Source organism: Pantoea phyllosphaerae, assembly GCF_051025595.1.
Lineage (GTDB): Bacteria > Pseudomonadota > Gammaproteobacteria > Enterobacterales > Enterobacteriaceae > Pantoea.
The window spans coordinates 125,099-137,937 of sequence record NZ_JBPFDE010000005.1; the positions used below are offsets into that span (position 1 = coordinate 125,099).

Consider the following 12,839-nt stretch of genomic DNA (forward strand, 5'->3'; position numbering starts at 1 on the left):
TAAAGGCAACGCGCTTAGACTTTGGCGGTAAACCTATAACAATGCGAGACGGAATATGACGCAACAGCACCACATTAAATATCGCCACGACTATCGTGCGCCGGATTACACCATTACCGATATCGACCTGACCTTCGCGCTCGACGCCGCGACGACGCGCGTCACCGCCGTCAGCCAGGTCAAACGTCTCGGCGATGCGCAGGCTGAGCTGCGTCTCGATGGCGAAGCGTTAACCCTGATCGCCATTGAAGTGGATGGCGCGCCGTGGAGCGCCTACCGTCAGGAAGAGGGCGCGCTGGTGCTGAGCCAGCTGCCGGAGCAGTTCCAGCTCAAGATCGTCAACGATATTCATCCCGATAAAAATACCGCGCTGGAAGGGCTCTATCAGTCTGGCGAAGCGCTCTGCACCCAGTGCGAGGCCGAAGGCTTCCGCCACATCACCTGGTATCTGGATCGCCCGGACGTGCTGGCGCGCTTTACCACTACCATCGTCGCCGACGAGGCGCGCTACCCCTATCTGCTCTCCAACGGCAACCGCATCGACGGCGGCAAAGCGGAGCAGGGCAAGCACTGGGTGAAATGGCAGGATCCCTTCCCGAAACCCTGCTATCTCTTTGCGCTGGTGGCGGGCGATTTCGACGTGCTGCGCGACAGCTTTACGACCCGCTCCGGCCGCGACGTGGCGCTGGAGATCTTCGTCGATCGCGGCAATCTGGATCGCGCCGACTGGGCGATGACCTCGCTGAAAAACAGCATGAAGTGGGATGAGGAGCGCTTCGGCCTCGAGTATGACCTCGACATCTTTATGATTGTTGCCGTCGACTTCTTCAATATGGGCGCGATGGAGAACAAAGGCCTGAACGTCTTTAACTCCAAATATGTGCTGGCGAAGGCGGAAACCGCGACCGACAAAGATTATCTCGGCATCGAAGCGGTGATTGGCCACGAATATTTTCACAACTGGACCGGCAACCGCGTCACCTGCCGCGACTGGTTCCAGCTCAGCCTGAAAGAGGGGCTGACGGTATTCCGCGATCAGGAGTTCAGCTCCGATCTCGGCTCGCGCGCGGTCAACCGCATTGATAACGTGCGCGTGATGCGCGGCGCGCAGTTCGCCGAGGACGCCAGCCCGATGGCGCACCCGATCCGCCCGGATCAGGTGATGGAGATGAATAACTTCTACACCCTGACCGTTTACGAAAAGGGATCGGAAGTGATCCGCATGATGCACACGCTGCTCGGCGAAGAGAATTTCCAGAAAGGGATGCAGCTCTACTTCGAGCGCCACGACGGCAGCGCGGCGACCTGCGACGACTTCGTGCAGGCGATGGAAGATGCCTCGAATGTCGATCTGTCGCAGTTCCGCCGCTGGTACAGCCAGAGCGGCACGCCGGTGCTGTCGGTACGCGACGACTACAACCCCGAGCTGGAGCAGTATACCCTGCACGTCACGCAGCACACGCCGCCGACCGCCGATCAGAAAGAGAAGCTGCCGCTGCATATTCCGCTCGATATCGAACTTTATGACGGCGAAGGTAAGGTGATCCCGCTGCAGCATAACGGTCATCCGGTGCATCACGTGCTGAACGTGACCGAGGAGTTCCAGACCTTTATCTTCGATAACGTCTACTTCCAGCCGGTGCCGTCGCTGCTGCGCGAATTCTCCGCGCCGGTGAAGCTCGACTATAAATGGAGCGATGCCCAGCTCACCTTCCTGATGCGCCATGCGCGCAACGACTTTGCCCGCTGGGATGCGGCGCAGAGCCTGCTGGCCACCTATATCCGCCTTAACGTGGCGCGCCATCAGCAGGGCCAGCCGCTGTCGCTGCCGCTGCACGTTGCCGACGCGTTCCGCGCGGTGCTGCTGGACGAAGGGCGCGATCCGGCGCTGACCGCGCAGATTTTGACGCTGCCGGGCGAGAACGAGATTGCCGAGCTGTTCGAGGTGATCGATCCGCAGGCGATTACAGTGGTGCGCGAGGCGCTGGTGCGCACGCTGGCCACCGAGCTGGCGGATGAGTTTTATGCCGTCTACAACGCGAACCAGCAGGGCGAGTACCGCATCGAGCATGATGCGATGGGGCAGCGCGCGCTGAAAAATGTCTGCCTGTACTACCTGGCGTTCGGTGAAACCGCGCTGGCGGATCGGCTGGTGCAGACGCAGTATCAGCAGGCGAACAATATGACGGACGCGCTGGCGGCGCTGGCGGCATCGGTGGCGGCGCAGCTGCCGTGCCGCGGCGCGCTGCTGGCGCACTACGACGAGCGCTGGCATCGGGATGGCCTGGTGATGGATAAATGGCTCATGCTGCAGGCCACCAGCCCGTCGCCGGACGTCCTGCAGAAGGTGCGCGAACTGCTGCAGCATCGCTCTTTCTCCATGAGCAACCCTAACCGCATCCGCGCGCTGATCGGCGCGTTCGTCTCCGGCAACCCGGCGGCGTTCCACGCCAAAGACGGCAGCGGCTATCAGTTCCTGGTGGAGATGCTAACCGATCTCAATACCCGCAACCCGCAGGTGGCGGCGCGTATGATCGAGCCGCTGATCCGCCTGAAGCGCTACGACGCCGACCGTCAGGCGCTGATGCGTCAGGCGCTGGAAACGCTGCAGGGGCTGGATAAGCTCTCGGGCGATCTTTATGAGAAGATTACCCGCGCGCTAAACGCTTAAACGGCAAAGGCGGGTAAACCCCGCCTTTTTGTTAGCCTACGGTGCTGACGCGGATGACAGGGTCCGATCGCAAAGTCGCTCAAGGCATCCATGCGCGCTCGACCCGCGACATCCCTGTCGCGGGACGCTTTGCTCTTCGGACCCTGTCATCCGCGTATTATGCTATGGTGCCGCTTGCCTTAACGCTGGTGGGCGTAGCGCGCCGGCTGCTCGCTTTCGCTGCGGCGCATCACGCGATCCAGCACTTCCGCCTCCAGCTCCGCCAGCCTGACCGACCCGCGACGGCGCGGACGCGGCAAATCCACCAGCAAATCGAGTCCAATCTGACCCTCTTCGATCAGCAGCACGCGATCCGCCATCGCAACGGCTTCGCTGACGTCATGCGTCACCAGCAGCACGGTAAAATGGTGCTGCTGCCATAACGACTCAATCAGCCCCTGCATTTCAATACGCGTCAGCGCGTCAAGCGCGCCGAGCGGCTCGTCGAGCAGCAGCAGACCCGGACGGTGGATCAGCGCGCGCGCCAGCGCGACGCGCTGCTTTTGTCCGCCGGAGAGCGCAGCGGGCCACTCATGGGCGCGCTCCGCCAGCCCGACCGCCTCCAGCGCCTCGAGCGCCGCGCTGCGCCACTCGCGACCCTTCAGGCCAAGGCCGACATTATCGATAACCCGCTTCCACGGCAGCAGACGCGCGTCCTGAAACATCAGGCGGGTATCGTCGCGCGCGGTGTGCAGCGGGGCGTTGCCCGCCAGCAGCTCGCCCTGAGTGGTCTGCTCCAGCCCCGCCAGCAGGCGCAGCAGCGTACTTTTGCCGCAGCCGCTACGCCCTACCACCGCGACAAACTGGCCAGAGGGAATATGCAGATCGATATGATTCAGGATGGTGCGGCTGCCGTACTGCTTGCTGACGCCGTTGACGCCGACCGGCGTGCCGGCATTGAGTCGGGCCGGCGTAAGTGAAGTGCTCATAGGTTCTCCTCCTTCAGTTGCCAGGCTGGATGCCAGCGCAGCCAGATGCGCTCCAGCAGCAGGGCGGCGACATCCGCCAGTTTACCGAGCAGGGCGTAAAGAATAATCGCCACCACCACCACGTCGGTTTGCAGGAATTCACGCGCGTTCATCGCCAGGTAGCCGATGCCCGAATTGGCGGAAATGGTTTCGGCGACGATCAGCGTCAGCCACATCAGGCCAAGCGCGAAACGCACGCCCACCATAATCGAGGGCAGGGCGCCGGGCAGGATCACCTGAATAAACAGGCTCCAGCCCGAGAGGCCGTAGCTGCGCGCCATCTCTATTAGACCCCGGTCGATATTGCGGATGCCGTGGTAGGTATTGAGGTAGATGGGAAACAGGGTGCCGAGCGCCACCAGAAAAATCTTCGCCGCCTCGTCGATGCCGAACCAGAGGATCACCAGCGGGATCAGCGCCAGATGCGGCACGTTGCGCAGCATCTGCACCGAGGTATCGAGCAGCCGCTCGCCAAGGCGCGAGGTGCCGGTGATCAGCCCCAGCATCAGCCCGATGGAGCCGCCGATGCTAAAGCCAATCAGCGCGCGCCAGCCGCTGATGGCGAGGTGCTGCCACAGCTCGCCGCTGGCGGCCAGATGCCAGAAAGTAATAACGATATTTTCCGGCGACGGCAGAATGCGCGTCGACAGCAGACCGGTCTGGGAGGCCAGTTGCCAGATCGCCACCAGCAGCGCCGGAAAAATCCAGGGCACCAGCTGGTTGGTAATGCGTTTAGTGGTTTTCGCCATCATTTCTCCCTCAGCTCTGCGACACTTTTTGCGGACGGAAATCGTTGGCGACGGTTTCGCCGAACGCCTGCACGTCGCGCGGTTGCGGGATCGGCGGCACCTCCAGGTCAAGATGCGGGAAGAGCAGCTCGCCGACGCGATACGCCTCTTCCAGGTGCGGATAGCCGGAAAGAATAAAGGTCTCGATGCCGAGGTCGGCGTACTCCTGCATGCGTGCGGCGACGGTTGGACCGTCGCCGACCAGCGCGGTGCCGGCGCCGCCGCGCACCAGACCGACGCCCGCCCACAGGTTCGGGCTGATTTCCAGCTGGTCGCGGCGTCCGCTGTGCAGCGCCGCCATGCGCTGCTGGCCTACCGAGTCGGTGCGGGCGAATGCAGCCTGCGCCTTCGCGATGGTGTCGTCGTCCAGATGGGCAATCAGACGATCGGCGGCGCGCCAGGCCTCATCGTTGGTTTCGCGCACGATGACGTGCAGACGAATGCCGAAGCGCACCTTGCGTCCCAGCGCCGCCGCTTTGGCACGCACCTGTTCAATCTTCTCTTTCACCAGCGCCGGCGGTTCGCCCCAGGTAAGGTAGACGTCGACCTGCTCGGCGGCCAGATCCTGCGCCGGTTCGGATGAGCCGCCGAACCAGAGCGGCGGACGCGGCTGCTGCACCGGGTCGAACAGCAGGCGCGCGCCGCGCACCTTGACATATTTGCCCGCATAATCGACCGTTTCGCCCTCCAGCACGCGGCGCCAGACGCGGGTAAACTCCGCCGACTCGACATAGCGCTCATGGTGATCGAGAAATACGCCGTCGCCCGCCAGCTCTTCGGGATCGCCGCCGGTCACCAGATTAAACAGCGCGCGGCCGTTAGAGAGGCGATCGAGCGTGGCGGCCTGGCGCGCCGCCTGGGTCGGCGAAATCACGCCGGGGCGCAGCGCCACCAAAAAACGCAGGCGCTGCGTGACCGGGATCAGCGAGGCGGCCACCAGCCAGGCGTCTTCGCACGAACGGCCGGTCGGGATAAGCACGCCGCCGAAACCCAGGCGGTCCGCGGCCTGCGCGATCTGCTGCAGGTAGCCATGGTCGACCGGCCGCGCCCCTTCCGAGGTGCCGAGATAGTGTCCGTCGCCGTGCGTCGGAAGAAACCAGAATACAGATAAGCGCATTATTCGCTCCTTACTGAAGTTGGGCGCTGGGATGCCAGATGCGATCGGCGATCGTCAGTTTGACCGGCATCAGGTGGCTGGAATAGAAGAGATCGGCGGTGTGCTGCTGCGCCGCGGCGGTTTGCGCGCTGACCGGCGAAATGCGTGTCGGCGGCCGGTGGTCGAGGTAGCTGGCGATAACCGGCTTCGGCAGGCCCATCGCGGCGGCGAGCAGATCAATGCTCCGATCGCGCTGGCTGAGCGTCAGCGCATCCGCCTGGCTAAAGGTATCGAGCACCTGCTGAACGAAGGCGCCGTTATGCTCGGCGAACTTGCGCGTCGCCAGGTAGAAAGAGCCGGTGAGATTGAGCTGGCTGCCGTCGGCCAGCACGCGCACGTTGCCCTGCTGCAGCGCGGCGGAATAGTAGGGATCCCAGATAGCCCAGGCGTCCACGTCGCCCTGCTGGAAGGCGGCGCGCGCGTCAGCGGGCGTCAGATAGACTGGCTGAATATCCTTAAAGCTGAGCCCTTCACGCTGCAGGGCGCGTAGCAGCAGATTGTGCGAGCTGGAGCCTTTCTGAAAGGCGACTTTCTTGCCTTTCAGATCGGCGACGCTTTTCAGCGGGCTGTTCTTCGCCACCAGAATGACTTCAGCCTGCGGCTTAGGCGGCTCTGAGCCGACGTAAAGCAGGTCGGCGCCCGCCGCCTGAGCGAACAGCGGCGGTATATCACCGGTGCTGCCAAGGTCGATACTGTCGACGTTTAGCGCCTCCAGCATCTGCGGACCGGCGGGAAATTCGATCCACTGAATTTTGGTGTCGGGGAAGCGCTGCTCCAGCAGTCGGTGCGATTTCGCCAGCACCATGCTGACGGACCCTTTCTGATAGCCGATGCGAATCTGCGCGGGCGCGTCCGCCGCCTGTGTTTGCAAACTCAGTACCGCGAGGGCGGCAAATAGCCAGCCGGTGATACTCTTCATATCGTTTTTTTCCTTTAAACAGCCTGAGCCAGAGGGTTGTGATGGCGGGTCAGCGCCAGCCAGAACGCCTCGACCGCCTCATTCAGCCGGCGCGCCAGCGCCGCCTGCAGTTCGGGCTGGCGATCGTAGTGGGTAATCTGGTGATCTTCGGCAAACACGCCGTGCAGGATCTCCTGCGCCTTTAGCGCGTTGAGTACCGGCTTCAGGGCGTAGTCGACCGCAAGCATATGGGCTACGCTGCCGCCGCTGGCCAGCGGCAGCACCACTTTGTGCTCCAGGGCGCGTTCGGGCAGCAGATCGAGCAGCGTTTTCAGCGCGCCGGAGAAAGAGGCCTTATAGACCGGCGTGGCGACGATCACGCCGTCGGCGGCGACCAAATCTTCGCGCAGCGCCAGCAGCGCTGGGGCATCAAAGCGCGCGTTAATGAGATCGTCTGGCTGAAAGTTCTGGATATGCCAGGGGATGACCTCAACGCCGCGCGCTTCCAGCGCGCGCTGGCACAGGGTAAGCAGCGAAGTGGATCGTGACGGAAAACGCGGGCTGCCAGCTAGCGTAATAACTCGCATCGTTACTCCTTATAACTGAAAGTTATTGATTAGCTATCGTTGAGAACTGATGTTCACATCCTGACAGAGCGGGGGAGAGGGCTTAAATGATTTATCCGGCAATCTAAAGGCGAAAAGCGCAAAACGCGCAGCGTTATTAATGAAAGCCATGCCGGAAGCGGCAGGGTGCGTTCCGAATAATCCTAAAAGGCTGGCGCAGATCCAGAGGCATTGTTTATGCCGACTTAACAAATAGCAGTAAAAGTATCTGCAAATTACCTGGCGCGGGCTAAATGATCGGGTCTGATACAGCGCCTGGCTGTTTTCTGCAGCCCTTTTGCGGCGCTATAAAGGCGGGAGCGCCAGTCAAGCCGCATCAGTCGTAGAGTTCCAGGTATTATTATCGGAATATCGCCATGCCGATAACACCTCCTGCGGAAACGTCATTTCCGTTAAGTGATAATAAAGCTGTCAGACTGAAACGCTTTGTGACCTTTGTTTCCGCTAAAAACGCTGACGCTTTAGCCAGAAAAGTTACACGATGTTAAGCAAAAGCCACACTTTGCCTCTGATACTTTATCTGGTGTGATAGATTACGCGCTGAGCACGGCGCTGAATAAAACGCTGGCCCTGTTAATAGAAAAAAGCTTCTGCTTATACTATCCCACCATGTGAGACGCGCTGCTGACGTCTCGTTTAATTTTTTCTGCGCCATGCTTTAACACAACTTTAATATTTGTGTAACGCTCGTGCCTTTTCTTTTAATTGAATCAGAGAAAGATGTATGGCAAAGACGCTGCTGTCAGTCATTATTCCCACGTATAACGTGGAGAAATATATAGTCGAATGTGTCGACTCCTTGTTGCGTCAGGTTGACGCACCGACAGAAATTATCATTGTTAACGACAGCTCGACCGACGGCACTCTCGCGCTGGTGGAGCAGAAATATGGCCACCAGCCGCAGGTTCGCGTGATCACCACGCCCAACGGCGGCGCGGGTAAAGCGCGCGATACCGGCATCGACGCCGCGCAGGGTGAGTTTGTCTTCTTCTGCGACCCGGACGATATCGTGCCGCAAGGCTTCGTTGCTGAGCTGCAGCAGGTTACCGCTGCGCATCCGGAGATCGACCTCTTTTGCTTTAATTCGCAGATGTTCGAAGAGGGCCGGGAAAATCAGACCCGTCCTAAAGTGCGTCACGAGCAATTTGGCCTGCAGTCGCCGCAGCAGGTTCTGTCGCGCCTGCTGAATAACGGCTCCTATACCTCCGCCGCCTGGAACTATGCGGTGAAACGAAGCCTTATTACGCAGCACAACCTGCGTTTTGTCGACCGGGTGCATGAAGATCATAAATTTACGCTGTCGGTATTTGTTCACGCCACGCAGGCGTGGGTCAGCCAGCACGTTTACTATCGTCAGCGCGTACGCAGCGGCTCGCTTACCAACAGCCGTAAAAACGATGACTATTTTCTGCAGCGTTATAACGCCTTTATGCAGACCTACGGCATACTCAAGCATAATTTAGATCATTCGCCGCTGAAGGCGCAGCTGGAGAAAGCCTATTTAATGCACTCCTTCCGCCTGATGATTTATTTGTCGCTCTATAACGGTACGCCGGTGCCGGAATATGTCATTAATGCGATTCGCTTTATGGGCGGCAAATTTAAGCCGGTCAACGCGAAAGAGTGGCTGCTTATTAACCGTCCGCGCATGTTTATCCTGCTGCAAAAATATAAAGTTACAAAAGAGCTGAAAAAAGCCGCCTAACTTTTTGCTCGCAGCGGAATGCCTGCTTACCGGACGATTTTCCGCGGATAAATATTATTTCACCCTCTGACTTCTCCCGCGGCAGGTCAGATTAAATCTGGCGCGCAGCGCCAGAGATAAATTTAAGACTATGTCTGGTAGGCAGCTCTGATGATGTGTGCCACGCTTGTGACTTCCGAGAAAACTGCCCAGATACAATCATACTTATGTCAATTAAACGCAACGCGATCGCCAATTATGTCGGTCAGATTTACCTGACGCTGTCAGGCATTCTGGTCGTGCCGCTCTATATTCAACATCTCGGGATGGAAGCTTACGGGCTGGTGGGGTTTTTCTCGATTCTGTTAACCTGGCTCCAGCTGCTCGACGCCGGTGTGTCGACCACGCTAATGCGCGAAGCGGCGCGCTATCGCGCTAATCAGGCGGAGTTTATCTGGTTCCCGGCGCTCTTCTCTGCGCTGTCGAAATTCTTTCTTGTCTCCACGGTCATTCTGGTGGTCATTGGCTGGCTGGCGACGCCATGGATCGCCCATAACTGGCTCGACGCGCGTCATCTGCCTTCGGCGGACGTGACGCTCGCCGTCGCGATCATGGTGATTACGGCGGCTATTCGCTGGCGTACCAGCCCCTATCGCAGCGTGATTGTCGGCTTTGAGCATCAGGTCTGGCTCAACGGCGTCAACCTGGTCATCGTCACGCTGCGCACCTTTGGCGCGGTGCTGATCATTCAGCTCTTCTCCAATCCGGTGCTGAGCTTCTTTATCTGGCAGCTGGCAGTATCCATTGCGGAAGCGATCTGCCTGATTGCCAAATCCTATCAGCTGGTGCCTGCCGCCGCGCGTAAACAGAAGCACGAGAATTTAAAGACGGTATTAAAGCCCTTTATTCGTTTTGCCCTGAGCGCAGCGTTCGCCAGCGCTATCTGGACCTTTATTTCGCAAATCGATCGTCTGGTGCTGTCAAAAACCCTGCCGCTGAGCGCCTACGGCTCCTTTACCGTTGTCGCCACCGCGGCGACCGGTATTATCCTGCTCAGCAGCCCGATTATGCAGGCGATTGTGCCGCGCATGACCGGCATTAAAACGCGCAAAGAGGGCGATGCCGAATCCCTGACGCTTTATCGCTACACCACTCAGGCGGTAGCTATTTTTATGGCGCCGCTCAGCATTACTATCGCGATGTTCGCCACGCCGCTGCTCTGGGCCTGGACGCAGAAGATGCAGGTGGTGACGGATATGTCGTTCGTGCTCAGCCTCTACGCGCTGGGCAGCGGCGTGCAGGCGATTTGCGGCCTGCTTTACCATCTGCAGTACGTCAACGGTAACCTCAAGCTGCATCTGAAGGGCTTCTCCTGCTTCGCCGTGATTCTGGTTCCGCTCAACATCTGGGCTGCGATTCACTATGGCGCGGAGGGTACCGGCTGGCTATGGCTGGGGCAGAATGTCTTCTATCTGGCTGGCTGGGCATGGCTGGTGCACCGCCGTTTCGCGCCGGGCATTCACTTTACCTGGCTGACGCGCGATGTACTGCTGATCTGGGCGGTGGCGGGGCTAATCGCCTGGCTCTGCACCTTCCTGCCGATTGAGTGGAATCAGAACCGCTGGCTTAACCTGCTCTGGCTGGGCCTGATCGGCCTGGTTAACCTCTCAGCCTGCTGTCTGCTGCACAGCCTGGTGATTAAGCGTCTGCTGCCTGCCCGAGCCAAAGATTTTACTATTGAGGAGCGAGAATGAGCACACGGAACCCTGACAGCCGCGCAGCGACGATCTCTGTTATCGTGCCGAACTGGAACTGCGCGCCCTGGCTGCCGGAAGCGATCGATTCGCTGCTGGGTCAGTCATCTCCGCCGGAGCAGGTGATTGTTATTGACGACGGCTCTACCGATGACAGCGTCGCACTGCTGGAGGCGCTGGCCGCCCGTCATCCGCAGCTGACGCTGCTGCGCGGCGAGCGTGGTGGCGTCAGCGCGGCGCGCACCAAAGGGCTGGAGATCGCCACCGGCGACTTTATCTACTTTATGGACGCCGACGATTTTGTCTCAAAAGATCTCTTCGCCGACTTCCGCGGTATGCTGGCGCAGCATCCCGAGATGGAGATGTTCTGCTTCGGCGCGCGCATGTTTACCGACAAGCCGGTCGCCGAGCGCCAGTATGAGCAGTTCCATCAGCGCCACGTCGACGGCGTCTGGCCTGGCGGCGCCGACACGCTGCGCAGCATGATCCCGCACCGCTCGGCGCATCGCACACTCTGGAGCAGCATTCTCTCGCGCGACCTCATCAGGCGCACCGGCGTGCAGTTCCTGCCGATCCAGAACCATGAGGACGCGCCCTATATGTTCGCCCTCTATATGTCGGCGCGGCAGATCGGCTTTACGCGGAAAAGCTACTACAACAAGCGCTTTATGCCGACCTCGCTGTCGCAGAGCAAGGCGACCTTCTCCTGGGTAGAGAACTACTATATCGCCCGCCGCAGCAGCGAAAGCTTCCTGCGCGAGCAGGGAATGCCGCCGGAAGAGAAGCTGCTGGATATCTACTATCAGCCGGTGATGTACGGCTGCCTGATCGAAATCCGCAAAAACAATATTGCGGTGCCCGCCTCCTGGCATACCACTATCGATCAGCTGGTGCGCAAGGTCACGGGCGAAAGCAAACGTCTCAAACTGCTCTGGTACTATCCGACGATTTACAGCGGGCTGCAGGCGTGTCGCCGTCTGGCGCGTTATGCCAGCAAGCGCTGATCGCGATCAATAATCTCGTCCCGTCAGTAATTTACTTTTGCGCCAGAGGCCTTTACCATTCTGGCGCACATTTTCCCGTGCACCCTGACAACTCATCGCTTCCGACCTCCAGGAGAGTGCATGCTTTATCCTATCGTCCGACCTGCGCTGTTTAAGCTCGACCCCGAGCGCGCTCACGAACTCACTTTTCAGCAACTGCGTTTCATCAGCGGCACGCCGCTGGAGGGGCTGATCCGTCAGCGTCTTCCTTCTCGTCCGGTGACCTGCATGGGCTTACGGTTTGACAACGCGCTGGGGCTGGCGGCCGGACTGGATAAAAACGCGGAATGCATCGACGCTTTCGGCGCGATGGGGTTCGGCTTCGTCGAAGTCGGCACCGTTACGCCGCGCGCTCAGGCAGGCAACGATAAGCCGCGCATGTTCCGACTGGTTGAGGCGGAGGGTATTATCAACCGCATGGGCTTTAACAATCTCGGCGTTGATCACCTGGTAGAGAACGTGAAAAAAGCGCGGTTCAAAGGTGTTCTCGGGATTAATATCGGCAAAAATAAAGATACGGCGGTAGAAAACGGCAAAGAGGATTACCTCATCTGCATGGAGAAGGTTTATGCGCATGCTGGCTATATCGCGATAAATATCTCCTCGCCAAATACACCGGGATTGCGTACGCTGCAATATGGCGAAGCGCTCGACGATCTTCTGATGTCGATTAAAGCTAAACAGAAAGCGCTGGAGCAGCAGCATCTGAAATATGTGCCGGTCGCGGTAAAAATTGCGCCCGATCTTTCTGAAGAAGAATTAATACAAATTGCTGACAGCCTGGTGCGCCATAATATCGATGGCGTAATCGCCACCAATACCACGCTCGACCGCTCGCTGGTCAGCGGCCTGAAATACAGCACGGAATCAGGCGGCCTGAGCGGCCGTCCAGTGCAGTCGCGCAGCACGGCGGTGATCAAACGGCTGGCGCAGGAGCTGGACGGCGCGCTGCCGATTATCGGCGTTGGCGGCATCGATTCATTAACCGCGGCGCGAGAAAAAATGGCTGCAGGCGCTGCGCTGGTGCAGATTTACTCCGGCTTTATTTATAAAGGGCCGGGATTAATAAAAGATATCGTGACCCATCTCTAAGACAATTCTAATAAAACGACGCCGGGGGGTTTATTTCTCACTTCGGCTCGTTTATATTTTTCTCCTGTTGTGCGTATTTTCAGCTTTTTCCCCACAAACAGGGCTTCGCTGAGTCTGTGC

General features: G+C 59.2%; 10 protein-coding genes. 5 read left to right on the top strand and 5 right to left on the bottom strand.

Annotation, left to right across the window (positions count from 1 at the left end):
• Positions 1–55 precede the first annotated feature (55 nt).
• Positions 56–2,671: an aminopeptidase N gene (gene pepN, locus ACR6A7_RS09020; RefSeq protein ID WP_434124544.1), complete on the top strand. Its 2,616-nt coding sequence runs from the start codon at positions 56–58 to the stop codon at positions 2,669–2,671.
• 179 nt (positions 2,672–2,850) lie between these two features.
• Here the strand turns inward: pepN and ssuB are convergent, their stop codons facing one another.
• From ssuB to ssuE, 5 genes are read right to left on the bottom strand one after another with little or no spacing between them, the layout of a single operon-like run.
• Positions 2,851–3,639 carry an aliphatic sulfonates ABC transporter ATP-binding protein gene (gene ssuB, locus ACR6A7_RS09025; protein WP_434124545.1) on the bottom strand — a complete coding sequence of 263 codons (789 nt, stop codon included), beginning with the start codon at positions 3,637–3,639 and terminating at the stop codon, positions 2,851–2,853.
• Positions 3,636–4,427: an aliphatic sulfonate ABC transporter permease SsuC gene (ssuC, locus tag ACR6A7_RS09030; RefSeq protein ID WP_434124546.1), complete on the bottom strand. Its 792-nt coding sequence runs from the start codon at positions 4,425–4,427 to the stop codon at positions 3,636–3,638. The genes ssuB and ssuC overlap by 4 nt, the downstream gene beginning before the upstream one ends.
• A gap of 10 nt (positions 4,428–4,437) precedes the next feature.
• Positions 4,438–5,583, bottom strand: coding sequence for an FMNH2-dependent alkanesulfonate monooxygenase (gene ssuD, locus ACR6A7_RS09035; protein WP_434124547.1), 1,146 nt, complete (start codon positions 5,581–5,583; stop codon positions 4,438–4,440).
• Between the two features lie 10 nt (positions 5,584–5,593).
• Positions 5,594–6,541 (bottom strand): sulfonate ABC transporter substrate-binding protein, encoded by a 948-nt coding sequence (locus tag ACR6A7_RS09040; RefSeq protein WP_434124548.1) that lies wholly within the window; start codon positions 6,539–6,541, stop codon positions 5,594–5,596.
• A gap of 14 nt (positions 6,542–6,555) precedes the next feature.
• Positions 6,556–7,107: an NADPH-dependent FMN reductase gene (gene ssuE / locus ACR6A7_RS09045; RefSeq protein ID WP_434124549.1), complete on the bottom strand. Its 552-nt coding sequence runs from the start codon at positions 7,105–7,107 to the stop codon at positions 6,556–6,558.
• A gap of 763 nt (positions 7,108–7,870) precedes the next feature.
• Between ssuE and ACR6A7_RS09050 the strand changes: the two genes are divergently transcribed.
• From ACR6A7_RS09050 to pyrD, 4 genes are all read left to right on the top strand, one after another.
• Positions 7,871–8,851: a glycosyltransferase family 2 protein gene (locus tag ACR6A7_RS09050; RefSeq protein ID WP_434124551.1), complete on the top strand. Its 981-nt coding sequence runs from the start codon at positions 7,871–7,873 to the stop codon at positions 8,849–8,851.
• 206 nt (positions 8,852–9,057) lie between these two features.
• Entirely contained in the window at positions 9,058–10,584 is a 1,527-nt protein-coding gene (locus ACR6A7_RS09055; protein WP_434124552.1) for a lipopolysaccharide biosynthesis protein, read from the top strand.
• Positions 10,581–11,588 (top strand): glycosyltransferase family 2 protein, encoded by a 1,008-nt coding sequence (locus ACR6A7_RS09060; RefSeq protein WP_434124553.1) that lies wholly within the window; start codon positions 10,581–10,583, stop codon positions 11,586–11,588. Before ACR6A7_RS09055 ends, ACR6A7_RS09060 begins: the two co-directional genes overlap by 4 nt.
• A gap of 120 nt (positions 11,589–11,708) precedes the next feature.
• Positions 11,709–12,719 (top strand): quinone-dependent dihydroorotate dehydrogenase, encoded by a 1,011-nt coding sequence (pyrD, locus tag ACR6A7_RS09065; RefSeq protein ID WP_434124555.1) that lies wholly within the window; start codon positions 11,709–11,711, stop codon positions 12,717–12,719.
• Positions 12,720–12,839 lie beyond the last annotated feature (120 nt).